The organism is Ensifer sp. 4252 (assembly GCF_050434565.1).
Taxonomy (GTDB): domain Bacteria; phylum Pseudomonadota; class Alphaproteobacteria; order Rhizobiales; family Rhizobiaceae; genus Ensifer.
Map to the genome: position 1 here is coordinate 57,476 of NZ_JBNDIU010000005.1, position 26,045 is coordinate 83,520.

General features: G+C 62.3%; 23 protein-coding genes. 13 read left to right on the forward strand and 10 right to left on the reverse strand.

Annotated elements, in window-relative coordinates; genetic code table 11:
* Window positions 1–136: 136 nt before the first annotated feature.
* Window positions 137–1,864, reverse strand: a complete 1,728-nt coding sequence (locus ABIE33_RS13465) for a calcium-binding protein (RefSeq protein WP_429125666.1) — start codon at window positions 1,862–1,864, stop codon at window positions 137–139.
* A gap of 298 nt (window positions 1,865–2,162) precedes the next feature.
* Window positions 2,163–2,654 (reverse strand): Lrp/AsnC family transcriptional regulator, encoded by a 492-nt coding sequence (locus tag ABIE33_RS13470; RefSeq protein ID WP_429125668.1) that lies wholly within the window; start codon window positions 2,652–2,654, stop codon window positions 2,163–2,165.
* Window positions 2,655–2,777: 123 nt separating this feature from the next.
* Here ABIE33_RS13470 and ABIE33_RS13475 point away from each other — a divergent pair, with 123 nt between their 5' ends.
* Both ABIE33_RS13475 and ABIE33_RS13480 read left to right on the forward strand, forming a co-directional pair.
* Window positions 2,778–5,177, forward strand: coding sequence for a transketolase-like TK C-terminal-containing protein (locus ABIE33_RS13475; RefSeq protein WP_429125670.1), 2,400 nt, complete (start codon window positions 2,778–2,780; stop codon window positions 5,175–5,177).
* Between the two features lie 151 nt (window positions 5,178–5,328).
* Complete coding sequence (locus tag ABIE33_RS13480) at window positions 5,329–5,658, forward strand: lectin-like protein (RefSeq protein ID WP_429125672.1); 330 nt, start codon at window positions 5,329–5,331, stop codon at window positions 5,656–5,658.
* Between the two features lie 101 nt (window positions 5,659–5,759).
* On the opposite strand, the gene ABIE33_RS13485 is transcribed toward ABIE33_RS13480, so the two are convergent.
* The gene (locus ABIE33_RS13485) at window positions 5,760–6,206 is read right to left on the reverse strand and encodes an Rrf2 family transcriptional regulator (protein WP_429125674.1); all 447 of its coding nucleotides are present in this window, start codon (window positions 6,204–6,206) and stop codon (window positions 5,760–5,762) included.
* 164 nt (window positions 6,207–6,370) lie between these two features.
* On the opposite strand from ABIE33_RS13485, the gene ABIE33_RS13490 reads away from it, so the two are divergent.
* Window positions 6,371–7,339, forward strand: a complete 969-nt coding sequence (locus tag ABIE33_RS13490; protein WP_429125676.1) for an alpha/beta fold hydrolase — start codon at window positions 6,371–6,373, stop codon at window positions 7,337–7,339.
* A gap of 105 nt (window positions 7,340–7,444) precedes the next feature.
* On the opposite strand, the gene ABIE33_RS13495 is transcribed toward ABIE33_RS13490, so the two are convergent.
* The 4 genes from ABIE33_RS13495 to ABIE33_RS13510 are packed head-to-tail and all read right to left on the reverse strand — an operon-like array spanning window position 7,445 to window position 11,404.
* On the reverse strand, window positions 7,445–8,569 hold the full coding sequence (locus ABIE33_RS13495; protein ID WP_429125678.1) for a P1 family peptidase: 1,125 nt from the start codon (window positions 8,567–8,569) through the stop codon (window positions 7,445–7,447).
* Window positions 8,570–8,571: 2 nt separating this feature from the next.
* The gene (locus tag ABIE33_RS13500; protein WP_429125680.1) at window positions 8,572–9,402 is read right to left on the reverse strand and encodes an ABC transporter permease; all 831 of its coding nucleotides are present in this window, start codon (window positions 9,400–9,402) and stop codon (window positions 8,572–8,574) included.
* 9 nt (window positions 9,403–9,411) lie between these two features.
* The gene (locus ABIE33_RS13505) at window positions 9,412–10,311 is read right to left on the reverse strand and encodes an ABC transporter permease (RefSeq protein ID WP_429125682.1); all 900 of its coding nucleotides are present in this window, start codon (window positions 10,309–10,311) and stop codon (window positions 9,412–9,414) included.
* A 1-nt stretch (window position 10,312) separates the two neighbouring features.
* Window positions 10,313–11,404, reverse strand: coding sequence for an ABC transporter ATP-binding protein (locus tag ABIE33_RS13510; protein ID WP_429125684.1), 1,092 nt, complete (start codon window positions 11,402–11,404; stop codon window positions 10,313–10,315).
* Between the two features lie 165 nt (window positions 11,405–11,569).
* On the opposite strand from ABIE33_RS13510, the gene ABIE33_RS13515 reads away from it, so the two are divergent.
* Window positions 11,570–12,649, forward strand: a complete 1,080-nt coding sequence (locus ABIE33_RS13515; RefSeq protein ID WP_429125686.1) for a polyamine ABC transporter substrate-binding protein — start codon at window positions 11,570–11,572, stop codon at window positions 12,647–12,649.
* Between the two features lie 102 nt (window positions 12,650–12,751).
* Entirely contained in the window at window positions 12,752–13,606 is an 855-nt protein-coding gene (locus ABIE33_RS13520; protein WP_429125688.1) for a MurR/RpiR family transcriptional regulator, read from the forward strand.
* 132 nt (window positions 13,607–13,738) lie between these two features.
* Here ABIE33_RS13520 and ABIE33_RS13525 read toward each other — a convergent pair whose 3' ends face one another.
* From ABIE33_RS13525 to ABIE33_RS13535, 3 genes are all read right to left on the reverse strand, one after another.
* Entirely contained in the window at window positions 13,739–15,262 is a 1,524-nt protein-coding gene (locus tag ABIE33_RS13525; protein ID WP_429125690.1) for a tripartite tricarboxylate transporter permease, read from the reverse strand.
* A gap of 25 nt (window positions 15,263–15,287) precedes the next feature.
* On the reverse strand, window positions 15,288–15,746 hold the full coding sequence (locus ABIE33_RS13530) for a tripartite tricarboxylate transporter TctB family protein (RefSeq protein WP_429125692.1): 459 nt from the start codon (window positions 15,744–15,746) through the stop codon (window positions 15,288–15,290).
* Window positions 15,747–15,878: 132 nt separating this feature from the next.
* On the reverse strand, window positions 15,879–16,850 hold the full coding sequence (locus ABIE33_RS13535; protein WP_429125694.1) for a Bug family tripartite tricarboxylate transporter substrate binding protein: 972 nt from the start codon (window positions 16,848–16,850) through the stop codon (window positions 15,879–15,881).
* 254 nt (window positions 16,851–17,104) lie between these two features.
* On the opposite strand from ABIE33_RS13535, the gene ABIE33_RS13540 reads away from it, so the two are divergent.
* The 8 genes from ABIE33_RS13540 (at window position 17,105) to ABIE33_RS13575 (ending at window position 26,040) form a co-directional block, all read left to right on the forward strand.
* Window positions 17,105–17,779, forward strand: a complete 675-nt coding sequence (locus tag ABIE33_RS13540) for a response regulator transcription factor (RefSeq protein ID WP_429125696.1) — start codon at window positions 17,105–17,107, stop codon at window positions 17,777–17,779.
* On the forward strand, window positions 17,769–19,154 hold the full coding sequence (locus ABIE33_RS13545) for a sensor histidine kinase (RefSeq protein WP_429125698.1): 1,386 nt from the start codon (window positions 17,769–17,771) through the stop codon (window positions 19,152–19,154). The genes ABIE33_RS13540 and ABIE33_RS13545 overlap by 11 nt, the downstream gene beginning before the upstream one ends.
* Window positions 19,154–20,251, forward strand: coding sequence for an ABC transporter substrate-binding protein (locus ABIE33_RS13550; RefSeq protein WP_429125700.1), 1,098 nt, complete (start codon window positions 19,154–19,156; stop codon window positions 20,249–20,251). The genes ABIE33_RS13545 and ABIE33_RS13550 overlap by 1 nt, the downstream gene beginning before the upstream one ends.
* Before the next feature lie 304 nt (window positions 20,252–20,555).
* On the forward strand, window positions 20,556–21,392 hold the full coding sequence (locus ABIE33_RS13555; protein ID WP_429125702.1) for a MurR/RpiR family transcriptional regulator: 837 nt from the start codon (window positions 20,556–20,558) through the stop codon (window positions 21,390–21,392).
* A gap of 27 nt (window positions 21,393–21,419) precedes the next feature.
* A complete protein-coding gene (locus ABIE33_RS13560; RefSeq protein WP_429125972.1) occupies window positions 21,420–22,538 on the forward strand; it encodes an extracellular solute-binding protein in 1,119 nt (372 codons plus the stop codon).
* 54 nt (window positions 22,539–22,592) lie between these two features.
* Window positions 22,593–24,341 carry an ABC transporter permease gene (locus ABIE33_RS13565; RefSeq protein ID WP_429125704.1) on the forward strand — a complete coding sequence of 583 codons (1,749 nt, stop codon included), beginning with the start codon at window positions 22,593–22,595 and terminating at the stop codon, window positions 24,339–24,341.
* On the forward strand, window positions 24,338–25,438 hold the full coding sequence (locus ABIE33_RS13570) for an ABC transporter ATP-binding protein (protein ID WP_429125706.1): 1,101 nt from the start codon (window positions 24,338–24,340) through the stop codon (window positions 25,436–25,438). Before ABIE33_RS13565 ends, ABIE33_RS13570 begins: the two co-directional genes overlap by 4 nt.
* Complete coding sequence (locus tag ABIE33_RS13575) at window positions 25,435–26,040, forward strand: histidine phosphatase family protein (protein WP_429125708.1); 606 nt, start codon at window positions 25,435–25,437, stop codon at window positions 26,038–26,040. Before ABIE33_RS13570 ends, ABIE33_RS13575 begins: the two co-directional genes overlap by 4 nt.
* Window positions 26,041–26,045 lie beyond the last annotated feature (5 nt).

Below are 26,045 nucleotides of genomic sequence, written 5' to 3' on the forward strand. Positions count from 1 at the left end.
CCCTGTTGATGCGCAGGAAGAACTGCCACGCCTTCACACATGCCCGCGCCCCTCGGTCCTCACATCCCAACAATCAGGAAGGACCGCGCAGGGTGGAAAGCGGACTTCCACCGGACCAGCCACCGACACTGCAGTCTCACAACGTGAAAGCAATATCGTCGGCAGATAAGTCCGCAAGCGAGATGCCTTCGATGAGGATACCTTCGGTTTCACCATGAAAGGCTACATAGACACCCTCCTCTGTGTCATGCGAGGCAGCCACAAAGGAATCGAAATTATAGATGTTGGTGTCGCCAGGATAGAAGCCCCCCAACTCGATCACGTCGCCACTTTGGGTGTCAAAATCGACGATATGATCGATGCTGCTATGGCGAACCTCAAATCCACTCCAGTGGAATGTGTCAGCGCCCTCACCGCCGATCAGACGATCCGCTCCCTCTTGGCCGTAAATTATGTCATTGCCGCCTCGCCCCTCGAGAAGGTCATCGCCGCTTCCTCCCTGGATAATGTCGTTACCGGCGGCGCCGCGCAGGGTGTCATCATGGTCACCGAGAACGCGTATCTCGAAATCTTCGACATTGATAAAAGTCAAACCGGTTGAGCTTGTTCCACTCGCGGCGTCAACATTGATCGCAGCCGATAGATCGGGGACGGTGATCTCAAGCGTATCGTGGCCATCGCCGCCATCAATGTCGGTTAGTCGAGCGGAAAAGATTGTGTCGTCACCGGCGCCGGCCCTGACAGTGGTGATCTCGGTCGTATTGGAATTAACGACCGCAAAGTGGTCATCACCATTGCCGCCGTCGAGCATATCGGCGCCACCGTAGCGGTTATCGAGCCAATCATTGCCTTCGCCGCCGAATAACGTGTCATTGCCTTCATCACCATCGAGGAAGTCAATACCGTCGCCTCCAGAGAGGTGGTCATCGCCTTCACCCCCACTAAGTGAGTCGACTCCGGCACCGCCTTCAAGGCGGTCATCATCGCCTTCGCCATAGAGATAGTCATTATTTTCGCCGCCAAACAGGCGGTCGGCCCCATTGCCGCCGAAGAGGTTGTCGCGACTGAGGCCACCGAGCAAAGTATCATTGCCGCCGCCGGTATGTGCGTAAACCCGCTCAAAATTGTGAAAGGCCGTACCGGTCGATGTAACGCCATTGACCACATCGACCGTGACATCATCGGTCCGATCCGCATCCTCGAACCGTAACGTGTCGTCACCGTCGCCGCCGTCGAGTTCGGCAGATGAAAGTGTCGTTGTGATGCTGTCGTCGCCACTGCCGCCAGAAAGATGATTGGCCCCGAACCGATCGATTATCGTGTCGTTGCCCGCACCGGCATCGATAACATCAGCACCCAGGGAACTCATTTGATTATGGGTGTTCGGCAGTGACTGGCCGCCGATGATGTCCGCGCCGTCTCCGGTCGAGATCACGTCGTCACCCGTGCCACCCTCAACAATGTCCTTGCCGCTACCGGTCGTCAGCTCCAGCCGCTCAATGCCGCGATAGAAGATGTGATTGTCGGTCTCAGCCGGGTCACCGAAGGTTACGTGGCGGTTCATGCCGTTAAACGTGACTCGGTTGCCCGTCCCTGAAAGATTGATGACCAGCGTATCGATGCCGGCACCTCCCCGCGCCACGCCGCCCGTTCCGTTGAGTTCCAGCCGGTCATCGCCATCGCCGCCATCGAGCTCGTCATAGCCGCTGAAACTCACCAGGCCGTCGTTACCGGCCCCGCCATAGAGAAAATCGTTCCCAAGCCCGCCGTCCAGCGTGTCATGGGCGCCGAGACCCCAGATATTGTCGTTTTCGTCTGTCCCGAACAGGGTGTCGTTCGCATCAGTGCCGACTATCTTTGCCATTGTTTTCATCCTCCTGAAAGCAATCTATAAGCAAACAACAATTGCAAACAAGTATTATATTTATTAAGTGCAGTAATTTATTGTACTTCAATTATAATTCAAAACTTAAATTAATATCCATCACTGTCATTCAAATAACTGAAAACCGGCGCGATCCTGGAACAACTGGCGTTGAGATCGATGACGATAGAGCGTGCCCGCTTTAAACGGAGTCACTGAAGCGCTCTGTCCCTTTTTACGCATTTCCTGACGGAAAACAGCTTCGCACTTTTCTCGGGAATGCTCTGGCAGAGCGCGTTCAGGGGTTGCGCAGATGCTCGGTCGGCAGCGCGGTCGTATATTTGATCTGGCTGAGCGCGAAGCTCGAGCGGATGCTTGAGACGCCGGGGATCGTCGTCAGGAAGTCGACGACGAGCGCCTGGTATTTCATCAGATCCTCGACGACGACGCGCAACATATAGTCCGACTCGCCCGTCATCAGGTAACACTCGACGATCTCGGGCTTCGCCTTGATCGCGGCGCTGAAAACATCGAGCGAGGCGCGGTCCTGCTGCTTGAGCGACACGTGTACGAACACGTTGACGGCGAGGCCAAGGGCGAATGCGTCGACGATCGCGACCGAGCCCTTGATGACCCCGCTCTCCTTGAGTTCATTGACGCGCCGCCAGCAGGGTGAGGCGGAAAGCCCTGTCGCATCGGCAAGCTCGGCCGTGCTGATCTCGGCGTTCTGCTGCAGAAGGTCGAGAATGCGGATGGTCGCGGCGTCAAAGCTTGGCGTTTTCTTCGGCATAAAATTTCCCAAAATGGCGTCTCAGCGGTCAGTATTGCCGGTATTGGCAAAATTTCCAACAAAGATAGATCGGATATTTCGCGCCGTCGGGTGTAGCGTTTTTGGGTTCTGGGAGGAGCCGACATGGGAAAGCAGACTTTGCCGACTGCCACGCTGAAATGCCTCAAGGATCTGGAGAGGCAGGTTCTCTGGCATGCGTGCTGGATGATCCACAACGCCAACCACATCAGGGAAAAAGGCGAGGTGAAAGTCGGCGGGCACCAGGCATCCTCCGCCTCGATCACGTCGATCATGACGGCGCTGTATTTCCACATCCTTCGGCCGGAGGATCGAGTGGCGGTCAAGCCACATGCCGCACCGGTGTTCCATGCCATCCAGTACCTGATGGGCAACCAGACCCGCGAGAAGCTTCAGAACTTCCGCGGCTTCGGCGGCGCGCAATCCTATCCGAGCCGCACCAAGGATATCGACGACGTGGATTTTTCGACGGGCTCCGTCGGTCTCGGTGTCGGCATCACTGCCTTCGCCTCGATGATCCAGGACTATATCGCCTCGAAGCCCTGGGCACAAAAGAAGAGCGATGGCCGCATGATCGCGCTCGTCGGCGATGCGGAGCTGGACGAAGGCAATATCTATGAGTGCCTGCAGGAGGGCTGGAAGCACGATCTGCGCAATACCTGGTGGGTGATCGACTACAATCGCCAGAGCCTCGACGGTGTCGTTCGCGAGGGCCTGTGGCAGCGGATCGAAGCGATCTTCACCGCTTTCGGCTGGGACGTGAAGGTCGTCAAATATGGCGCATTGCAGGAGGCCGCCTTCAAGGAACCGGGCGGCGAAACCCTGCGGGCCTGGATCGACCGCTGCCCCAATCAGCTCTATTCGGCGCTGACCTTCCAGGGCGGCAGTGCCTGGCGCAAGCGGCTGCAGGACGAGATCGGCGACCAGGGGAAGGTCAGCAAGCTGCTGGCTTCGCGCAGCGACGATGAACTGTCGGAGCTGATGAGCAATCTCGGTGGCCACTGCATCCAGACGCTTGCCGAGACCTTCGCCAGTATCGACCATGACCGCCCGACGGTTTTTCTCGCCTATACGATCAAGGGCTGGGGAACGCCGTTGGCCGGCCACAAGGACAACCATGCCGGCCTGATGACCAAGGCACAGATGCAGGATTTCCAGCAGAATGTCGGTGTTCGGGCCGGAGAGGAATGGGAGGAGTTTGCGGCGATCGCCGATGCCGGCGCTACGAAGACGTTTTTGAAGAGCGTGCCGTTCTTTGCCAAGGGCACCCGGCGGTTCAAGGCGGAACCGGTGCAATCTGCCGGGCCGGTGCTGCTCGATGATCGCGAACTCTCCACCCAGGCCGGGTTCGGCAAGATCCTCGATGCGCTCGCACAGCGCGACGATGCGCTTGCCGCCCGCATCGTGACGATGGCGCCCGACGTGACGGTCTCGACCAATCTCGGGCCGTGGGTCAACAGACGCGGGCTTTTTGCCCGCGACATTGAGGCCGATACGTTCCGCGACGAGAAGGTTCCCTCGGCGCAAAAATGGGCGTTCGGTCCCGGCGGACAGCATATCGAGCTCGGTATTGCCGAGATGAACCTCTTCCTGCTTCTGGGTGCTGCGGGCCTTGCCCACTCGGTGTTCGGCGAACGCCTGCTGCCGATCGGCACCGTCTACGATCCGTTCGTGGCGCGCGGGCTCGATGCCCTCAATTATGCCTGCTATCAGGATGCGCGGTTCATGATCGTCGGCACCCCTTCGGGCGTCACGTTGGCACCGGAAGGCGGCGCTCACCAATCGATTGGTTCGCAGCTGATCGGCATGAGCCAGGACGGGCTTGCCAGTTTCGAGCCTGCCTATCTCGACGAACTCTCGGTAATCATGGATTGGTCCTTCGACTATATGCAGCGCGATGGCGATGCCGTTCACGATGAACGCACATGGCTGCGCGATACGACCGGCGGCTCCGTCTACCTGCGGTTGACGACGCGCCCGCTCGAACAGATGCAGCGTCGCGAGGATGCGGCCTTCCGCCAGGGGGTGATCGACGGCGCCTACTGGCTGCGCGAGCCGCGGCCGAACACCCAGCTGGTGCTGGCCTACCAAGGTTGCGTCGCCCCCGAAGTGCTGATGGCGGCGGGTCGCCTTGCGGAACGTCATCGCGATGTCGCGGTGCTGGCGGTAACGTCCGCCGACCGGCTCAACGCCGGCTGGACTGCGGCACAGCGTGCCCGTCGTCATGGCCACCACAGCGCCGAAAGCCACATTGAGGCGCTGCTGGCGCCGCTGTCCGATGCCTGCGAGATCATTACCGTGACGGATGGTCATCCCGCCACGCTCGGCTGGTTCGGGTCGGTACACGGCCACCGCACCGTTTCGCTCGGTGTCGAGCATTTCGGCCAGACGGGCACGATCGCCGATCTCTACGCACATTTCGGCATCGATACGGACTCCATCATCGAAGCGGCGGAGTCGATCGCCCTCGGTCGAAATCGCCGCAAGTTCAGGCAGGCGGGATAGGCTGCTGACGGGCCAAGTGGCGTGCGACATGCCCTTTCGGCATGTTGTCGCGTTGTTTAACTGAGTCTAATATTCGTCCCCGGGGTAGGGGCGTCCCAATAGGATTCCTTGGCGAACCGTCTTAAGTCCTGAAGACTCGGAGGACAGGGTCATGCGATGGCGCGCCGTTTTCGACGGCCATCTCTATGGGGCCGAACATGTCGCCTGGGAGGATGCAAACAACGCTGCGGCACGCTGCGGCGGCTATCTCGCGACCCTCAGCTCGGCCGCGGAGAACGCGTTCATTGCATCCCTCGTCAATGGCGACGGACATTTCTTCGACAGCGCTTTTGAGGGGGGCGAGCATCGACGCGTCGGCCCATGGCTGGGGCTCGTCAAGGATGACGTTTCAGGCGCTTGGCGATGGGCAACCGGTGCTCCGCTCGACTATGCCAAATGGTTTCGACAGGGTCCCAGAGTTGGTGGCGCCGGAATCCTCTAGGCGGCCTATCGCGCCAACCAGCTGCCGCTGACGGCCACGATCGAAACATGGGGCGCTCGCGACCGCACCCTGCCGACACCTGGCTTCATCGTCGAATTCGACTAAGCCTCAAGGTTCGTCGAGCGTGCTTCGCGTACTGCCGAAAATTCCTGGGCAATTTGCGCCAAAGTCAGCTTGCCAAACTCGTCGTTGAGCACCGTTTCCGCTTTCAAGAACGCTTTTGACAGATGCGCGTTGACGGCCCGCTCGACGGGGCATCCGGCATGATCGGCGGCTAGCCCCAGCGAGAAGACGGATTTGTCATTAAGCGCCTTGTGGACATCGAGAACGGATATCTCTTGCGCGCCGCGGGTCAAGAGCCAGCCGCCACCAGGCCCGCCTTCCGAGCCGACGATACCATGCCGTTTGAGTGCCGCCATCGTACGACGGACAACCACCGGGTTTGTGGAGAGCATCAAGCCGATCGTCTGCGACGTTTCGGTGCCGCCGAGCAGGTGCATGTGAACGAGCACATGCAGCATTCTTGAAAGACGGTTGTCCTGTGGCATCGCCCACTCCTATGTGTAACTTATTTTGTTATGATTTATTGACCTGCCGGTATCCGTAACATATTGTGTTGCAGATGAGAAGGAGATGGAGAACGGCCCGGTTCATGGCTTCTGCCGAGGAATGGTCCGTTCGATTCCGCCCCTGGAACGTTTTGGAGAAGAGAATGCAGGAACGCCTGGTCGACGCGAATGGAATTCGCCTGAACATTCTGGAAGCGGGAAAGGGGCCGACGGTGCTGCTGTGCCATGGCTTTCCGGAAACCTCCTATGCGTGGCGGCATCAGATTTCAGCGCTTGCCGGCGCCGGGTTCCATGCAGTAGCGCCGGATATGCGCGGCTACGGCAAGAGCAGTTGCCCGGAAGCAGTCGATCGATACACACTCTTCCATCTGGTCGGCGACATGGTTGGGCTGCTGGATGCGCTCGGCGTCGACAAATCCGTCATCGTCGGAAATGACTGGGGCGCGAGCGTCGCCTGGCAGGCGGCGCTGCTGCGACCAGACCGCTTCACCGGCGTCGTGGCCATCGGCGTGCCGATCATGTCGCAACCGCCAATCCCACCGACGCAGATTTTCCCGAAAACCGCGGATGCACTGCTCTATGCGCTCTATTTTCAGGAGCCAGGTGTCGCAGAAGCCGAGTTCGAACGGGACGTGAGGCTGACACTGCTCAAGCTGCTGTTTGCAGCGTCCGGCGAGGCCGGCTCCCGCGAAGACGCCCGGACGCCAAATCCGTTCGGCATGGTGTCGAAACGCGACGGTCTATTGGCCAGCCTTCCTGTCCCCGAGAAGCTTCCGGACTGGATCGGGGCGGCAGAGCTCGAAAATTTGGCAGGCGCCTTCCGGCGAAGCGGATTTTCCGGAGGATTGAACTATTATCGCAACCTCGACCGCAACTGGGCGCTGCAATCCTGCCTGAAGGGAAAGCCCGTCGACGTTCCCGCGCTGTATCTGATGGGGGAACGCGATACCGGATTGGCCATTCCCGGCATGGGTGCGATCATCGCCGATCAAACTCGATTGGCGCCGAGGCTGATCGATACGATGTACCTGCCCGGCTGTGGGCACTGGGTGCCGCAAGAGCGGCCCGACGATGTCAGTGCCGCCATCATCGGTTTCGCCCGGGGCTTGTAAGGGCACGAGGGCCAACTCGTGGTTCATGCCTGAGGACCACTTGCCGACGCGTTTCTTTCCTCGGCGGAAGGGCCAGAGGCATGGTCGGTCGGTAGCGCAATTGCGTCAGCGACCATACCTGCGTATGACCTCGAGAAGTGGTCCATGTCCGATAGCTTCGATCTTGAACCGGTCATGGGCAGTGCCGCCTGAATCGTCCGCTGCAAGCATGGCATTGACCACCGCCTCTTCGACGCTGTCGACCGTTGCCAGATAGACCGGGTCGAGCATTTCGTCATTGACGATCTCAAGCGTGAGGCGCGGCGGAGCGCGGTGTGCCATCGGCTGCGGGTTGGCGGTCGAAAATGCCAGGAAGATGTCGCCGGAGTTGTTGCCGCCGGGCGTCCCGTTGCGGCCGATGCCGATCGCGGCGCGACGGGCGAGGCGTTGCAACTGATGGGGGGCCATCGGCAGATCGGTGGCGATCACGACGATGATGGAACCGCGCTCCTGCATCTGGCTCTGCGGCGTGCCATCGCGCATGTGCTCGCCGACGGGCACGCCGCAAATCGTCAGCCAGTCCCGCTGGCCGTGGTTTGCCTGTACCAGCGTGCCGATCGTGTAATCACGCCCGCCAAACTCGACGACCCGAGAGGCGGTGCCGGTGCCGCCCTTGAACCCATAGGCGATCATGCCGGTGCCGCCGCCGCAATTGCCCTCCTGGACAGGTCCGCCAACGGCGGCGTCGAGCGCTGCGTGGACCTCCGCTTCGCCGATCGGCTGGCCGTTGATGTCGTTCAGCACCCCGTCATAGGTTTCGGCGACCACCGGCATGATCCAGAGAAAATCGTCGCTGTCATAGGTGGAGGCGTAGCGCTCCAGCATCCACTTGATCGTGGCGTGGTGGGTCATTCCGACCGCATGGGTGTTGGTGATCATCACCGGCCCGAGGAAAAAGCCGCCGTCCTCGATCCAGTGGGTTCCGGTCATCTCGCCGTTGCCGTTGAAACGATGCACGCCCGCATAAACGGGGACCGGCACGGTCGAGCCCGCGTGCGGCAGGATGGCGGTGACCCCTGTTCTCACCGGGCGCTTGCGGCCCGGACGCGGTTCGTCTTCTGCGATCGTGTGGAAGCCGACGGCAATCCCCGCGACGTCGGTGATGGCGTTGAAGGGGCCGGTGCGGCCAGCAAACGGTAGGCCGAGGTCCCGGGCACGAGCTTTGGTGGCGGGCGTATTTTTATTGTCCATGATCATTTCTGCCGGGAGCGGAGGTAGAGGCCAAGGGAGGCGACGACGAAGGAGAAGGTCAGCATCATCACCGCGATCGCGTTGATCTCCGGCTTGATGCCGCGCCGGAGCATGGCGAAGATGAACATCGGCAGCGTCGTCACGTCGACGCCAGCGATGAAGTAGGTGATGACGAGGTCGTCCATCGAGATGATGAAGGCGAGCAGGGCGCCGCCGATGATGCCGGGCAGAAGCTGCGGCAGCACCACACGTCGAAAGGTCGCCCATTCGTCGGCGCCAAGGTCGGCGGAGGCGTTTTCGAGTGTGCGGTCCATGCCGGCGAGCCGCGCCGAGACGACGATGAAGACATAGGAAATCAGGAAGGTGCATTGCCCGATGATGATCGTCGTCAGGCCGAGGTGGATGCCCGAATTGACGAAGAAGATCAAAAGCGCGATGCCGAGCACGATGTCGGGCATCAGCATCGGCATGAACATGATCACCCGGTAGAAGCGCTGGCCGAGAAAGTCGAAGCGGTAAAGGCCGATCGCGATCGCTGTGCCAAAGACGGTGGCGATCAGCGTCGTGGAGGTGGCGATGACGAGGCTGTTCCACACCGCCTGAAGGAGCTGGCCGGTCGATTCGATGTAGAGCGCGTTTTCGGAGACCGTCGTCTTGAAGCCCAGCACCTGGGCGTACCATTCGGTGGTGAAGCCGGTCCAGGTCATCATGTTGACCGGGTTCGAATTGAACGAATAGACGGCGATCACCACCAGCGGAATGTAGATGAAGGCGAAAAAGAGGGCGGTGTAAGCGACGAGGCTACCGCGAAAGAGCGATTGAGCGATCTTCATGGGGTGACCTCAGCGATTGAGCGCGGCGTCGGCGCCGCGGCGGCCCGATGCGAGCACATAGACGAGCAGCAGCACCAGCATCACGCTCATGACCACCATCGCCAGTGCCGAGCCGAACGGCCAGTTGCGGGCGGCCAGGAACTGCTGCTCGATGAGATTGCCGAGCATCATCACCTTGGCGCCGCCGAGAATGGCCGGAACGACGAAGTTGCCGAGCGCCGGGATGAAGACGATGATCGCGCCGCCGATGATGCCGGGTGCCGTCAGCGGCAGGATGATGCGCCAGAAGGTGCGGATCGGCCCTGCGCCCAGATCGAGCGAGGCGCGCACCAGCGTCCAGTCCAGCTTCTCGACGCTGGCATAAACAGGCATGAACATGAATGGGATGAAGACATAGACCATGCCGAGTATGATCGCGCCGTCGGTATAGATCAGCTCGAGCGGCCGGGCGATCATGCCCGTCGACAGCAGCATCTCGTTGACGAGCCCGGTTTGGCGCAGGATTAAAACCCAGACGAACAGGCGGACGATCAGGCTGGTGAAGAACGGAAGAGTGATGAGGAACAGGCAGAAGTTTTTCCATCGCTCCGACAGGCGGGCGATGCAGAAGGCCGCGGGATAGCAGACCAGCAGGGCTGCAATGACGGTGAGTGCCGCGATTTTCACCGAGCGGATGAAGATGGCGATATAGACGGGATCGAAATCCTCGAACATCGGATCGGCAAAGCCGAGAATGCGGCCGAAATTGTGGGGGTAGAAGGTCCACTCCACGCCGCCGTAGAGGCCCGGCGCCAGAAAGCTCGTGACCATCATGATCGCAAGCGGGCCGAGGAAGAACACGGCAAGGAACAGGGAAACGGGACCAAGCAGGACGGCAAGCTGGACGCGGCGGCGAATGGCGATCGACATGTCACGCCTCCGCGCAAGGGAGGATGAGGTGTACGGCTGCCGGATCATAGGCGAGCCTGGCGCGGCGCGTCTGCTCGATATCGCCGATCAGGCTGCGCCGGCCCGCCGGGATCTCGGCGACGATCTTTCTGCCTGCCTGCGTGCGGCCGAAAAGCTCGAACGTCGAGCCGACGAACACGATCGCCTCAAGGTCTACATCAAGCGTGGGGAACTGCTCGCCGGCATCGGCGAGAAAGAACTGCTCGGGCCGGATCAGCGCCGTGGCTGCGCCCGACGCCGCTGATGGCGTCCGCCGATGACGGATCTCCGTGCCGTCGCTCGTCATCAGCCGGTCGCCATCGATCCGGCCGTCGAAGAGATTGCTCGCACCGATGAAGGTGGCGACAAAGCTGTTGACCGGGCGGTCGTAAATCGCCCGTGGCGTATCGAGCTGCTGGATGCGCCCGCCGGAGAGAACGGCCACACGGTCCGACATCGTCAGCGCCTCCTGCTGGTCGTGCGTCACGAAGATGAAGGAGATGCCGAGCTCGTGCTGCAGCGTCTTCAGCTCGATCTGCATCGCCTGGCGCAGGTTCTTGTCGAGGGCCGAAAGCGGCTCGTCGAGCAAAAGCAGTTTCGGACGCGCGATGATCGCACGGGCGAGCGCGACCCGTTGCTGCTGGCCGCCGGAAAGCTGGCGTGGGCGCCGGCCCTCCATGCCCGAAAGGCCGACCATCTTCAGCGCGGCCGCCACCTGCTCGCGCCGCTTGCCCTTGGCGACGCCGGCGACCTCGAGTGCGTATGCGGTGTTCTCGCCGACGGTCATGTGCGGAAAGAGCGCGTAGTTCTGGAACACGGTGTTGACGGGGCGGCGATAGGGTGGCCGGTCGGTCATGTCCTCGCTGTCGATCAGGATGCGCCCGCCGTCGAGTTCGACGAAGCCGCTGATCGCCTGCAAGAGCGTGGTCTTGCCGCATCCGGATGGCCCGAGAAGCGTCAGGAATTCGTTGCGCCGCACTTGAAGATCGATGGCGTCGAGCGCGGTCACGCTCCCGCCTTCCGGGGTGGCGAAGGCTTTGCTCGCCCCCTCCAGCCGGACAATGGAATCCTGCATCTGTCGTTCCCCAAAATGTTATTTATATAACGCTTGTGCGTTTTGGATATATGGATACCATTTGTTCATCGGTGTCAACGGCCGCAGAAGCCGGAGCCGGCAAGGACCAGGGAACGGTCCGATCCTGGGGTGCCAAGCCCCAAGTACCATCAGAGGAGACTATCTATGACAAAAGCAAGCCGCGTCGTCCGGGCGACCAGGGCCAAACTCTTGGGCTCCGCACGGGCCGCTGCATTCTCGCTGTCCGCACTGATCGCCACCACGGGTCTCGGCCAAGCGGCCGAGCTCAACATCTACAACTGGGGCGAATACATCAATCCGGCGGTTCTGAAGAAGTTCGAGGAAGAGACGCAGATCAAGGTCAATCTCTCCACCTATTCCTCCAATGAGGAGATGCTGGCGAAGATCCAGGGCGGCGCGACCGGCTATGACGTCGTCTTTCCATCGGTGCACATGCAAGACATCATGTCCAAGCTCGACCTTTTGGAAAAGACCGACATCAATGCCTATGAAGGTTTCAAGAACATCGACCCGGCGTTCCTTCGGGCAAAGAGCGACCCCAAGGGCGAGTATTGCCTGCCCTACGCCTTCGGCACGGTCGGTATCGTCTACAACCGCAGGGTGCTCGGCAAGGATGTCGTCGGCTGGAAGGACCTGATTGCGACCGTTAAGGAAAAGGGTCTGAAATTCACCCTGCTCGACGACATGCGCGAGGTTCTGGCCGTCGGGCTGATCCTCAACGGCCACAAGGTCAACTCGACCGATCCGGCAGAGCTGCAGCAGGCGGCTGATACGATCATCGCGATGAAGCCTGACGTCGCTGCCTTCACCTACGACACCCGGCCGATGGTGCAGTCCGGCGACGTGGCGGCCGGGCATTTCTTCGTCGGCGCGATGGTCGACGTCTTCGCCAACCAGAAGGACCTCGGCTACGTGATCCCGGAGGAAGGGGCGACCATGTACCAGGAGGATATCTGCGTCCTGAAGACGGCGCCGAACAGGGATAGCGCCATCAAGTTCCTGCAGTTCTACACCCGTCCAGAAGTAGCGGCGCTCAACGTCTCCCAGCAGACCAACGGCACCGCCAACGTGCCGGCGCGGCAATTGACCCCCGACCAGATCAAGAATAGCAAGGAGATCAATCCGACGCCCGAAACGATGCAACGGCTCCAGATCTTCGAGGACCTGGGCTTCGGCGTGCGCCAGCTCGATCGCGTCTGGACCAAGGTGAAGACGGCACAGTAACGGCGGCGAAGAACGGCAATTCCGCCCGCTCACAGCATGCTTTGCGTCTGATATCTGACGCGCGGCGCTGTAGGCGGGCGGAAGGACCTCCGGGGAGGGGACGTGGCACAACGAATCCTGAAGCTCGTGCAGAGCGAGGAACTCAGGCGGTCGAAATCCGACAAGCTGATTGCCCATTACATCGAGCGCAATCTGGCGGAGATCCCGTTCGAAACGGCGAAATCGATCGCCAGCCGCCTTGAGCTGTCGCCGATGACTGTCGGGCGTTACCTCCGGCGCATGGGTTTCGACGGCCTCGACCAGCTGAAGCACGAGTTGCGACGCGGCAATTCCAACCCAGCCTGGCAGGTGAAGGGGCCGGTCGACAGGCTGCGGGAGGATATTCGCGAGGGCAAGTTGCTCGCCGGACTGATCCAGGAGCAGATCAATAATCTCGGCATGGTTTACGAGCTGACGACCTCGCCGGAATGGCAGCAGGCGATCGACGCGCTGATTGGCGCCAGCGAGATCTATGTCGCCGCCTATCAGAACGTGCGCGGCATCGCTCAGTATTTTGCCAGTCAGCTGTCCTACACTCGATCGCGGGTTCAGTTCGTCGATGGCCTGAACGGCACCTATTCGGAACTGCTCGATGGTTCGGTGGAGGGGCGCGTGCTCTTCCTACACGACGTGCGGCGCTTTGCGGCCAAGGCGAAGCCGCTCGCCATGGAAGCGCGCCGCGCGGGCGTCAAGGTCATCCTCTACACCGACGAATATTGCCCCTGGGCAGCAGAAGTGTCGGATATCTGCCTGGTCGTCCCAGGATCGCATGGCCCTCTATGGGATGGCGCTGCGACGACGATTGCCGTCATGGACCTGATGCTCAGCAACATCATCGTCGTCCTCGGCGATGAGGTCAGCGAACGGGTCGGGATGCTGACGCGGCTGCAGGATGTCTTCGGCGACTTCGAGGCTTGAGCGGAGCGAAGGGCGCTTTGTCGACGTCGCCGTCATCTGCCGTCGGCGGTTGACATCCAACGCCTCTTCCCGAGAAGCTATCTCTGCTGGCCGCCATCCTGTGGTGAAGACGGCCAGCAGGCGACATGTCGTCTAGGCTGATGTTTCGGAGCTGACAGTCTTCGCAAGCGCTCGCGATCTTGAACGCCTCCCCGCGACAAGCGGAAGCACGGCCATCGCGATCGCGAGAACCCAGAGGATGATCGAGATCTTGCTCTGGAACAGGATGGCGATATCGCCGCCGCTGATGGCGAGCGCGTTGCGCAGGTTCACTTCCATGACGTGGCCGAGCACGAAGCCGAGGATGATCGGCGCCATGTCGAAGCCGGCCTTGCGCAACAGCCACCCGACCATGCCGATCGCCAGCATCAACAGGATCGAGAAAACCGAGGCGTGGGTGGAATAGACACCGACGATGGACAGCACCAGGATGCCCGGAACGAGCAGCCAGTTCGGCACCGTCAGCACCCGGGCGAAGATGTTAACGAGCGGCAGGTTCAAAAGCAGCAGCAGGATGTTGCCGATGAACAGCGAGGCGACGAGGCCGCCGACGACCTCCGGCCGCTCGGTGATCAGCATCGGACCGGGCTGGATATTGTAGAGCATGAGGGCGCCGAGCATGACGGCTGTTGTCCCCGAGCCCGGCACCCCAAGCGTCAGCATCGGCACGAAGGCGCCGCAGGCGGTTGCGTTGTTGGCCGCTTCCGGAGCTGCAAGGCCGCGCACATCGCCCTTGCCGAAGGTGCCCTCGGTGTCGGAGATGCGCTTTTCCGTGGTGTAGGACACGGCACTCGACACCGATGCGCCGGTGCCGGGCAGAACGCCGACGACGAAGCCGATGGCCGAGCCGCGCAGGGTCGCGCCGACGGACTTTCTGATATCGTCGAGCCGCGCGGTCATGCGGCCAAGCTTGCGGATGACGGTGACGCCGCCCGCTTGATGTTCCAGCATCAACAGCGCCTCGGACACGGAGAACAGTCCGATGACCAGCACCACGAAATCGATGCCGTCTCCAAGTTCCGGTTCGTTGAAGGTGAAGCGATAGGCGCCGGAGGTGGCATCGAGGCCGACGGTCGCCAGCATCAGTCCGAGCGTACAGCCGATCAACGTCTTCACCGGCTGGCTGCCGACCATCGAACCGAGCGTGGCGAAGGCAAACACCATCAGCACGAAGTATTCCGCCGGACCGAAGCCGATCGCGAGGCCCGCCAGCAAGGGTGCAAACAGCGCCAGGCCGAGCGCGCCGAGCATGCCGCCGACGAAGGACGAAAGGCCGGAAAGCATCAGCGCCTCGCCGGCGCGGCCCTGTTTTGCCATGGGATAGCCGTCGAGCGCGGTCATGACGGCGCCGGCGTCGCCCGGCACGTTCAGGAGGATGGATGAAATGCGGCCGCCATACTCGGCGCCGCAATATACGGCGGCGAGCAGGATCATCGTGCTTTCCGCCGGCAGGCCCATCGTATAGGCGATTGGCATCAGAAGCGCGATGCCGTTGATCGGCCCGATGGCCGGCAGGGCGCCGACGAGGGTGCCGATGAAGCAGCCGGCCAAGCCGATCAGCAGGTTCTGCATCGTGAGGGCGACGGAGAAGCCGTGCCAGAGATAATCGAGATTCATGGGAAAGTCTCCTTCGCCGGCGGGCTCAGCCGAACAGGCGGCCGGCGGGCAGATAGACGTCGAGAAGATAGGAAAAGACCGACCACCACAGCAGGGCCTGGCCGATGGCACCGGCGATCGCCAGCCGAAGCGGCGCGCCGAAAATCCAGCCGACGCCGAGCGTCAGAACGAAGATCGAGATGGCAAAGCCGGCGGGCTCCAGCAGCAAAGCCGAAGCGACCAGCAGGGCGGGCACCGCCAGGATGCGGGCAAGCAGCCGGCCCCGTGGGAACTGTTCGGAAGCGCCGGGGCGGATGAGGTAGATCAGACACAGCCCGGCCAGGAGCGCCGCCAGCAGCATCGGCATGACCCGTGGCCCGAGCGGGTCCGAGGCGAAGGCGTACTCGATCTGGCTGCCGCCGATGCCATAGGCGATGGCGAATAACAGCAGGCAGACGCCGCCGATGCGGCCCACCCAAGTGGATGAAGACATGCCGTCAGACATGGTGAAACTCCGATATTTCTCTGTGGCTTGAGTTGGCGCGCATTTTCGTCATGCCGCCGCAAGGGATGCCGATGCCGGCCAAAACTGCGCGGAGTTATGGGGCGGAGAGAAGGCACCGCCCCAAACCGTCGCCTACATCCCGGCTTCCTTGGCGAGGATCTTGAAGCGGGCGACGTCGGCCTTGACCTGACCGTCGAATGCATCGCCGATCAGCGTGTATTCGTAGAGCCCGCGCGCCTCGCGCTCCCTAGTGAATTCCGGCGAGGCTGCGAGCTTGGTGAAGGCGTCGACCCACCACTTGTAGTCGTCGTCGGAGACATCCTTGCCGACGTAGTAGCCGCGCCAGACGGGCCATTCGATGTCGATACCCTGCTCCTTGGCGGTCGGCACCTCGGCGAGATCGCCGGGCAGCCTCGATGGTGACATGACCGCAAGCACTCGGACCTTGCCGGCAACGTGGTGCTTCGCCATTTCCGCAGCATCGCCAGCGCCGACCTTGACGTGACCACCTTCGAGCGCCGTCAACACCGCGCCGCCGCCTTCGAGCGCGACGTAACGCATCTGTTTCGGTTCCTGGTCGGCTGCCTTGGCGAGCAGCGAGCCCTTCATCCAGTCCTGCGAGCCGACAGCACCGCCGCCGGCGACCGCGAAGTCGGCGGGATTTGCCTTGTAGGCTTCGATCAGCTCGCCAAGGCTCTTGTAGGGCGAATCCGCCGCGACGACCAGGACGCCATAGTCGGCGCCGAGCGCGCCGAGCCAGCGCACGGCGCTTTCGTCGTACTGTCCGAATTTGCCCTGCGCGAGCAGCAGCGCCGAGCCCGACGATGCGGCGGTGATCAGGTTGCCGTCCTTGCCGCGTTTGCCGATGACATGGTTGTAGGCAACGGCGCCGACGCCGCCTTCCATATAGGTGACGGCCATCGGCTTGCCGATCACCTTCGCTTCGAGAAGGGAATTGGCCGCCAGTCGGCAGGTGAGGTCGAAGCCGCCGCCCGGTTTCGCGCCGGCAAGGCATTCCGGCTTTGCCGGTTCGGCGCCTGCTGGAAATGCGATCGCGGCGAAGCAGCCGGCCGCGACAATTGTCTTCAAGATGCTGTTGCTCATGGTCTCTCTCCCATCCTCCATGAAATCCGCCTGCCTCCTGCAGAAGGGACCGGAAGGCGCCACGGGACATCGGCGGACAGCACTGCGCGCCCACCGTCACAGCCCACAAAAATGGTTATCCTCCAGGCCCGTTCCGCTCCTCCGTTCGGCGGGCAGGCTCTCTTTCTTCCGCCTCGAACCTGTCACCACCCTGTCACCGTTTCGGCCAGATCCGCCGGGTTGATTGCCGGATTTTTCCGTGTCACTGCTTCGTCATGCGCATCCTTCTGGTGGAAGACACAAGGGATGTCGGGGAGGCGATCAGCCGGCGTTTGGAGAAAGTCGGGCACACGGTCGATTGGCAAACGGACGGTCAGGCCGCCGCCGACATACTCGATTTTACCGACTATGATCTCGTGATCCTCGACGTGATGTTGCCGGGGCTCGACGGGTTCGAGATCCTGCGGCACCTGCGCACCCGCCGCAAGACGACGCCTGTGCTGGTGCTGACGGCGCGCTCCGAGATCGAAGACCGCGTCGGTGCGCTCGATCTCGGCGCTGACGATTATCTCGTGAAGCCGTTCGACTTTCGCGAGCTGGAAGCGCGGGTGCGGGTGTTGTTGCGCCGAAGGGCCGGCGATCCGACCAATCTCATAGAATGCGGCGACCTCGTGCTCGACCGCAACAGCCGTTCGGTGCGCGTTGGCAATCGCGAAGTGCAGTTGAAACGGCGGGAGATCACCCTGCTCGAGGTGATGGCGACGCGGCCCGGCCGCGTGTTCGGCAAGGATGAACTGCTCGACCATCTCTTTGGCTTCGACGACGGCGCCAACCAGAACGCCATCGAGCTCTATATCGGCCGTCTTCGCAAGAAAATCGAAGGCTCAAGAGTTCGGATCGTGACAATCCGGGGGCTCGGCTATCAACTGGTGGCTGACGATGCGGCGTGAGCCATCGCTGTTTTCGCGGCTGGTCGTTCGGGTCGCCCTGGTACTCTGTGGCGGTGCGACGCTGCTTGCCGTCGCAGCATGGTACTACGCGCGCGCCGCAGCGGACGATGCCTACGATCGGTTGCTGCTCGGCGCCGCCATCCAGATCACCGCGAACATGACGGTCGACAACGGCAGCCTGGCCGTTGCCCTTCCCACCTCCGCATTCGAATTGCTCGGGCTTGCGGCGCGCGACCGCATCTTCTACCGGGTGATCGGGCCGGACATGAAAACCCTGACCGGCTACGAGGATCTGCAGACGGACCTGGACCTGACATCCGCCCGGGCGGCGCCTGTTTTCCTCTCGGCGCGCTATCGCGACGTTCCGGTGCGTGTCGTCGTTGCGGCGCGGGCGCTTTCCGATCCGTCTTTCTCCGGCTGGTCCTATGTGGTCTTGGCGCAGACAACCGAGGCGCGTCGGGCGTTGGCCGGCGAACTGACGTCGCGCGCCATGATTCTGGTCGGCATCATGAGCCTGCTGGCGCTCGCCGGCACGGTGCTTGCGATCCGGTATTCGCTCCTGCCCGTCAGTGCGCTCGGGGCTGCCTTGCGCGCACGGGACCCGCAGGACCTGACACCGGTCAACGTCGACGTGCCGCGCGAGTTGCGGCCATTCATGGCCTCGATCAATCACTTCATGGGCCGTCTCGACGAACGGGTGACACTGCTGCAGCGCTTCATCGCCGACGCCGCACACCAAATCCGAACGCCGCTGACCGCCTTGTCGGCACAGGTCGATATGCTCGAAGAAGACGAGATGGACGAGGTCGGAAAACGGCATCTCGGACGGGTGCGCAAGCGGGTCGGGCAACTGGCGCGGCTGACCAACCAGTTGCTGAGCCATGCGATGGTCATTCATCGCTCCGACTCGGTGCGGTTCAAGCCGGTGGATCTGACCGATGTCGCGCGCAAAGCCTTCCGCGCCGCCATCCCCATCACGGTCGATCCGGATATCGTCATCTCTTTCGAGGCGGCGCCGCAGCCGATCGTTGTGCTCGGCGATGCCGTCAGCCTGCGCGAGGCGATCGCCAACATCATCGACAATTCACTGCGGCACGGAACCGTTTCGCACCTTGCCGTGCGTGTGCTTGGAAGCGATGGCCGCGCGCGGGTCGAAGTGGAGGACGACGGTCCGGGTATTCCGCGGAGCGAATGGAGCAGCGTCACGGCGCGCTTCGTGACCTCGAAAACGGGAGAGGGTAGCATGGGCCTGGGTTTTGCCATCGCCGCCGAGGTGGCGTCGGCTCATCAGGGCACGATCGGATTTCAGGAAAAGGGCGAGCGCGGCTTCACCGTCGTTCTCGATCTGCCAGAACACGTCGAGGGTGCGCGATGATGTACGGGAAACTCGTCACGCTAACCACCGCGATCGTCCTTGCCGGTTTGACGTCGGCAATGGCGGTCGAGGGCGCTCGCGCCTTCTTTCCGGCGGTCGACCAGGAGCGCGGCCGCCTCGTCGTCCATGGCGCGACCGACGTCGAGGCGATGGAGCCGCTCATCCGGGATTTCCAGTCGACGGCGACCGATGTTGCCGTCGATTACACCGACTACGTGACCAACGACCTTTATCGCGACGCGGATGCCGCCTGCCGCAAGCAGGAGGGCTTTGGCGATATCCTGCTCTCGTCCTCGGTCGATCAGCTCGTCAAGCTTGCCAACGACGGCTGCGCTCTGGCCCATAGCTCCGCCGAAACGCGCCTAGTCCCCGACTGGGCGAACTGGCGTGAAGAGGTCTACGGTTTCACCTTCGAGCCTTCGGTCATGGTCTACCACAAGGATTTTGTGCCGCCGGAGGATGTACCCCATGGCCACGGCGAGCTGACGGACCTGCTGCGCATCAAGCCGGATTATTATCGTGGCCGCATCGGCACCTACGATCTGCGCCAGTCCGGCATCGGCTATCTGCTCGCCTTCCTCGACGTGCAGCAGGCCTCGACGACCTACGGCCGGCTGCTCGAGAGTCTCAGCCGCGTCGAGGCGGTGCTGCGCTGCTGCAACAACGCCGTGCTGGCGGAAATCGACAGCGGCAACGTCTATATCGGCTACAACATCCTCGGATCCTACGCCTATGCGGCGGCGCTGCGAAACACGAAGCTGCGCATCGTGCTGCCACGGGACTATACGCTGATCCTCAGTCGCGGCGTACTGATCCCAAAGGGCGCCAAGCGGCCGGATCTGGCGGGCCGCTTTCTCGACTACCTGCTTTCGGAGCGGGGGCAGCAGGTTGCAAGGCGAGAGGCTTTCTTCTTTTCGCGCAACGGACCGCTTCCTGATAATGTCGGCGGACCACCGAAGCTGATCGAATCCGGCATCGGCCGCCCGATCCGCATCGGCCCAGCACTGCTTGCCGCCCAGGATCAGCTGCAGCGGTCCACTTTTATTGACGACTGGACGAGGCTTCTGCGCGGCAGCGCAGCCGGTGAGGCTCCATAGATCACATTCGACCTTGCGAATGGCCGCCGTGAGCGCCATCGCGGACGGTATGACAACGCCAATTCCCTTGCTGACCTTTGCAAAGATTTTTCGAGGGCAGGTCGGACACTGTCGGAAGCGGCAGTCCGGCGTCACTTTTGGTCCGAAATCCGCCCGAAATTTCCGGGAAACCCCCGAAAATCGACTGTTTTTCAAGTGCCGGTCTTTGCCTTGCAGACCCTTGCAAGGATTCTTGCGATCGCTGCCTTGACTGCAAGCTAGTTTGCTTGAACGATGTGTGACGCAAAGAAACTTGTAGAGCGCCATGACACTCATCGATCGCATAAAGGCACAATCGAAAAGACTGACCGAGGCGGACCAGAAGCTGATCGCGACGATGCTCGAGAACCGGGCGGAAGCTGCGTTTCTGTCGGGCCCGCAGCTGTCGCAGCGCGCCAGCGTTCATGAGGCGACGGTCACCCGCCTGGCGCAGAAGCTGGGATACCGGGGCTTCCCGGATCTGCGCGCGCAGCTGCAGCGCGAAGTGCTTGATGATCAGGATGCCGCGACCCGCATGCGCCGCTCGGTCGCCAAGGTCGAGCACGGCGACTATTTGACCGACCTGATTGCTGCGGAGATTTCGGCCCTGGAGACGCTTGCGCGCTCGGTGCCGCAAAATGACGTGGACCTAGCCGCAGACATGATCTTCGAGGCGCGACGGGTGTTCGTGTTCGGCCAGGGGCATGCGCAGTCCGTCGCCGGTTTCCTGCAGCGCCGCCTCGATCGGTTCGGCATGACGACGATCGGGCTCACCGGCCGCGGCCGGGACATTGCCGAGCGCATGGTCAGCATGGACAAGAGCGACGTCGTCATCGCGCTCGCCTTTCGCAAGCAGCCGCAAAGCTATGCGCCGCTGGTGCAGCATGCCCGGCGCGTCGGCGCGCGAACGATTTTGATTTCGGACCTTGCCGGCCCGCTGATGGAGCCGGTGGCGGACCTGATGCTGGCCGCGCCGCGGGGGCGTTCGGGAAGCGAGTTTCAGACCCCGACGATCCCCTTCGCCATCGTCAACGGCATTGTCCTGACGATCGCCGGCAGGCACGAGCGTGAGGTGATCGGCAGGCTGGAGAAACTGTCGGAGCTGTTCAACGACTTCGATTGACTGGGGAAAATGGAGGAGGAAACCATGTTGAAGCGACTGATGAAGTCCGCACTCGCGGCCTGCGTCGTGCTGCCTGCGGCAGCGATGGCGGCAGGTCTGGATGGCATGACGCCCGAGCAGCTGCTGCCGCTCGCGCAGAAGGAAGGCAGCGTTACCGTCTTTTCGTTGTCGAGCCGGATCGCCAAGATCGAGAAAGCCTTCGAGGAGGCCTATCCGGGTGTCGACCTGATCGGTCTCGACATGAGCTCGACAAAACAGATCGCCCGTCTGGAAGCCGAGCAGCAGGCGGGCGTCCATGCCGTCGACGTGCTCTACATTGCCGACACGCCCGTGGTCTTCAGCAAGCTTCTCGAAGCCAAGCGCATCGTCAATTATGTGCCGCCGCGCGTGGCAGGGCAGATCGACGATCGCTACAAGGGACCGCTGCTCACCCAGCGTCTCTCGACCAAGGTGCTGATGTACAACGAGAAGGCCTTTCCCGGCGGTTCGCCCGTCACCAATCTGTGGCAGCTGACACAGCCGGAGTGGCAGGGCAAGGTGCTGATGGTCGATCCGAGCCAGCGCGGCGAACTGCTCGACCTGCTGACCGAGATCGCCCTCCATCCGGATGAGATGGCCGCGGCCTACAAGGCACAGTTCGGCAAGGACATTGTCGTCGATGCCGATCTTCAGGGCGCCGGCGAGCAATTCATCAAGGAGCTCTTTGCCAACGATCTGATCCTCGTCCCCAACAGCGACGTGCTCAACAAGTCTGTCGGTGACGTCAGCGCCAAGAACCCGCCCGTCGGCTTCGGCACCTATTCGGACCGCCGCGACAACGAGAAGGAAGGCTGGGCGCTTCAAGTCGCAAACAATGTCGAGCCGGCCAACGGCATTCTTTTTCCCGCGGTTTTGACGATCGCTGACAAGGCACCGCATCCGGCCGCCGCCCGGTTGCTGATCGACTTCATGTTCGGCGACGACACGCCGACGGGAGGCGCCGGCTTCGAACCCTTCAACGTTCCCGGCGACTTTGCCACGCGCACGACCATCGCCCACCATCCGGACTCGGTCAAACTTGATGAGCTGAAGGCCTGGACCATCGATCCGGCCAAGACCGCCGCTGCCCGCGGGCGCGTCTCCGATCTCATCATCACGCTTCAGTAACGGGCTGTTTGCCGGCGCTGCTGAGGCCGCGCCGGCAAACGCCGAGGTTCGCAAATGACATCCATATCGACCTTCGCGTCATCGGGCGGTAGCCGGCTGCTCCGATCAGGCTTCATCATGCCGGCAATCCTCGTTGCCATCGTCGCTATTCTGGTGGTGGCGCCTCTGGTCCGCATTCTTCTGTCGACGCTCACCCCAGCCGGGATGGAGGCCTGGCAGGCGGTGCTTCTCAGCCCGCTGTCCTTCAATCTTTGGTGGCGGCCGCTGTTCAACACCATGGTTCTCGGCTTCGGGGTCGCGAGCGGCTGTCTCATCCTCGGCGGGTTTCTGGCCTGGCTGGTGGTTCTGACCGACGTGCCGGGACGGCGCCTGCTCGGGCTGATGGCGACATTGCCCTATATGATCCCGAGCTTCGCCGCGGCGCTCGCCTGGGGCACGCTGTTTCGAAATTCCCGGCTCGGCGGTTCGGCCGGTTTCTTCGAGACCAGTGGCCTTGCCATTCCCGATTGGCTCGCCTGGGGTCTGGTGCCGACCGCGATCGTGCTGATCGCCCACTACTATTCGCTGGCCTATACGATCATCGCGGCGGCCCTGAGTTCGGTCGGTGCCGACCTCGTCGAAGCCGGCCAGATGGCCGGCGCCAGACGCCCGCGCATCTTCTTCGGCATCATTCTGCCCGTCGTCACGCCGGCCCTGATCGCCGCAGCCTCACTCACCTTCGCCGGCGCTGTCGCCAACTTTGCGGCACCTGCCCTTTTGGGTCTGCCGGTGCGCATGCAGACGCTTTCGACCCGCCTCTTCGGCATGATCGAAACCGGCCAGAACGAGCGCGGCTTCGTGCTGGCCCTGTTGCTGATCGCCGTCTCGGCCCTGTTCCTGTGGATGTCGGACCGTATCGTCTCCGGCCGTAAGGCCTTCATCACGGTCACTGGCAAGGGCGGCCGCACGAAACGGTTTCCCCTTGGCGTCTGGCGATGGCCGCTTTTTGCCATTGCTGTTGCCATCGGCCTTCTGACTACAGTGACCCCCGTTCTGGTGCTTGCGGCCTCAAGTCTTGCGCCTCAAAGCGGGGCGCTGTTCTCGAACTGGACGCTGCATTTCTGGGTTGGTGAAGGCGGCGGGGAAATTGCGCAAGGGCAGGCGGGCATCTTCCGCAATCCTGTCCTGATCGATGCCATTTGGAACACGATCCGACTCGGGCTTGTCGTCGCGCTGACGACGATGCTGCTCGGGCTGGCGCTCGCCTACACGATCGTCCAGCGACGCGGCAGTCTGCTCGCCACGATCCTCAGCCAGCTTGCCTTCGTTCCGCTTCTGGTGCCGAGCATCGCCTTTGCGGCCGCCTACATCGCCCTCTTCGGTGCGCCGATCGGCCCGCTGCCTTCGCTTTACGGCACTTTCGCGCTGCTGGTGATCGCGGCGTCCGCCCACAATCTCCCCTTTGCCGTGCAGTCCGGCCGATCGGTGCTTGGCCAGATCTCCGCGGATATCGAGGAAAGCGCGCGATTGACCGGAGCGGGACTGCTTCGCCGGTTGTTTGCGATCATCTTCCCCTTGGCGATCCGCGGCCTGTTTGCCGGAGCGATCCTCGTCTTCGTCAAGATGGTGCGCGACCTCTCGCTGGTCGTGCTCTTGTTCACCGCGACGTCGCCCGTTCTCAGCATGGTCGCCTATCGTTATGCCGCCGAGGGCTTCATGCAGTTTGCCAACGCCATCACCCTCGTCATCCTTATCGTCTGCCTTGCGGCCTCGTTTCTGGCCCACGGCCTCCAGAACCGCGTCCAGAAATGGAAAGAGTCATGAACGCACGTGCAACCGGCGCTGCGGACGCCATCGAGATCCGCAACCTCGTCAAGCGATTTGGCGCTTTCACGGCGGTCAAGGACGTCAACATTTCGGTTCCGACCGGCTCGTTCCTGGTGCTCGTTGGACCCTCCGGCTGCGGCAAGTCGACATTGCTGCGCATGCTGGCAGGCTTGGAAGGCCCGAGCGAAGGCGAGATTGCCTTTGTCGGCCAGACGGTCTCCAGCGGTGCTGGCGGCGTCATCGCCGACGCCGGCCGCCGCAACGCCGGCCTCGTCTTCCAGAGCTACGCCCTCTGGCCGCATATGACCGTCGCCGGCAACATCGCCTGGCCCTTGAAGGTCGCGCGGTGGCCGCGCGAAAGACGCGACCGTCGCGTCAAGGAGGTTCTCGCCCTGCTCGGCATCGGTGCGCTTGCCGAACGTTATCCCGCGGAAATTTCCGGCGGCCAGCAGCAACGCGTGGCAATCGCCCGCACCATCGCCCCTGAGCCGAGCATTCTCCTGTTCGACGAACCCCTGTCGAACCTCGATGCCAAGCTGCGCATCGAGATGCGCAGCGAATTGATGCGCATCCACAGGGCGACCGGCGCCACCTCTGTTTATGTCACTCACGATCAGGTAGAAGCCATGACCATGGCGACACATGTCGCCGTGCTCAACAATGGTCGTGTCGAGCAGTTTGGCAAGCCGATCGATCTGCTGCGCGATCCGGCAACGACCTTCGTCGCCACCTTCCTCGGGACGCCGCCGGCCAACCTTTTGCCGGCGTACCGGGTCGGAGACATGTTCGCCTTCAACGATACGCCACTTGCGCCGGGCTCGATCGCACCCGGCCATGCGCAGGCGCAGCTTCTCTATCGCGCCGAAGACGTTTCTGTCGGCGCGGTGCCTGGCAGGCCGTCGGTGACCGCACGGTTTGCAGAAGCTGCACCGATCGCCGGGCGCACGATGGTCACTGCCATGCTCGGCGAGCTTCGCATCACCGGCTTGGCCGAAGGCTACTTCAGCGCGATGCCTGGCGATGCCGTTACACTGTCATTCATACGGACGCCTGACGCGGTCTTTGCCGTCAGCGGAGAAAGGATAAATCAATGAGGCTGATCCTCATGCGCCATGGCGAAACCGAGTGGAACGCCGACCAGCGCCTCCAGGGCCAGGACAACTCGCTTTTGTCCGAACGCGGCGTCGCCCAGGTCCGGCGTTTCCGCCCCTATGCCAAGGCGCTGCATCCCGCCCGCATCATCGCCTCGGACCTCGGCCGGACGCGGCAGACGGTTGCGCTCATCGGGCATCCGGACGCCCCGTCCGATGAACGGTTTCGCGAGCTCGACATGGGTGAGTGGACGGGCCGGCGCAAGCCGGAGCTGATCGCCGAGCGTCCGGAGGACTACACCGCCTGGCGCGCCGGTACCTTCACGCCCGCCAATGCCGAAACCTGGATCGCCTTTCGCAACCGCGTCGCCGACGGCGTTCATGACTGGATGTCGCGGACGCAAGGCGACCTGCTGGTGGTGGCCCATGGCGGGGTCATCCGCGCGGCCTGCCATGAGTTTCTGGACCTGCCGCCCTCTCGCGTCGTTCCCGTAACGCCGGGAACGGCAACCATCCTGAATTTCCCCATGCCGGACAGATCTGCAGCGCAGCTCGAAGGCTACAACATCGGATCTGTCGCTCCCGACATATCCGTTGCCGATTGATCGCT

Coding starts and splice junctions, on each gene's coding strand:
- ABIE33_RS13500 (WP_429125680.1), bottom strand. CDS start 9,402: ATGAAGATCGCTCAATCGCTCTTTCGCGGTAGCCTCGTCGCTTACACC.
- ABIE33_RS13510 (WP_429125684.1), bottom strand. CDS start 11,404: ATGCAGGATTCCATTGTCCGGCTGGAGGGGGCGAGCAAAGCCTTCGCC.
- ABIE33_RS13550 (WP_429125700.1), top strand. CDS start 19,154: ATGTACGGGAAACTCGTCACGCTAACCACCGCGATCGTCCTTGCCGGT.
- ABIE33_RS13465 (WP_429125666.1), bottom strand. CDS start 1,864: ATGGCAAAGATAGTCGGCACTGATGCGAACGACACCCTGTTCGGGACA.
- ABIE33_RS13470 (WP_429125668.1), bottom strand. CDS start 2,654: ATGCCGAAGAAAACGCCAAGCTTTGACGCCGCGACCATCCGCATTCTC.
- ABIE33_RS13535 (WP_429125694.1), bottom strand. CDS start 16,850: ATGAGCAACAGCATCTTGAAGACAATTGTCGCGGCCGGCTGCTTCGCC.
- ABIE33_RS13505 (WP_429125682.1), bottom strand. CDS start 10,311: ATGTCGATCGCCATTCGCCGCCGCGTCCAGCTTGCCGTCCTGCTTGGT.
- ABIE33_RS13525 (WP_429125690.1), bottom strand. CDS start 15,262: ATGAATCTCGATTATCTCTGGCACGGCTTCTCCGTCGCCCTCACGATG.
- ABIE33_RS13495 (WP_429125678.1), bottom strand. CDS start 8,569: ATGGACAATAAAAATACGCCCGCCACCAAAGCTCGTGCCCGGGACCTC.
- ABIE33_RS13515 (WP_429125686.1), top strand. CDS start 11,570: ATGACAAAAGCAAGCCGCGTCGTCCGGGCGACCAGGGCCAAACTCTTG.
- ABIE33_RS13490 (WP_429125676.1), top strand. CDS start 6,371: ATGCAGGAACGCCTGGTCGACGCGAATGGAATTCGCCTGAACATTCTG.
- ABIE33_RS13475 (WP_429125670.1), top strand. CDS start 2,778: ATGGGAAAGCAGACTTTGCCGACTGCCACGCTGAAATGCCTCAAGGAT.
- ABIE33_RS13530 (WP_429125692.1), bottom strand. CDS start 15,746: ATGTCTGACGGCATGTCTTCATCCACTTGGGTGGGCCGCATCGGCGGC.
- ABIE33_RS13545 (WP_429125698.1), top strand. CDS start 17,769: ATGCGGCGTGAGCCATCGCTGTTTTCGCGGCTGGTCGTTCGGGTCGCC.
- ABIE33_RS13565 (WP_429125704.1), top strand. CDS start 22,593: ATGACATCCATATCGACCTTCGCGTCATCGGGCGGTAGCCGGCTGCTC.
- ABIE33_RS13480 (WP_429125672.1), top strand. CDS start 5,329: ATGCGATGGCGCGCCGTTTTCGACGGCCATCTCTATGGGGCCGAACAT.
- ABIE33_RS13575 (WP_429125708.1), top strand. CDS start 25,435: ATGAGGCTGATCCTCATGCGCCATGGCGAAACCGAGTGGAACGCCGAC.
- ABIE33_RS13555 (WP_429125702.1), top strand. CDS start 20,556: ATGACACTCATCGATCGCATAAAGGCACAATCGAAAAGACTGACCGAG.
- ABIE33_RS13485 (WP_429125674.1), bottom strand. CDS start 6,206: ATGCCACAGGACAACCGTCTTTCAAGAATGCTGCATGTGCTCGTTCAC.
- ABIE33_RS13540 (WP_429125696.1), top strand. CDS start 17,105: ATGCGCATCCTTCTGGTGGAAGACACAAGGGATGTCGGGGAGGCGATC.
- ABIE33_RS13570 (WP_429125706.1), top strand. CDS start 24,338: ATGAACGCACGTGCAACCGGCGCTGCGGACGCCATCGAGATCCGCAAC.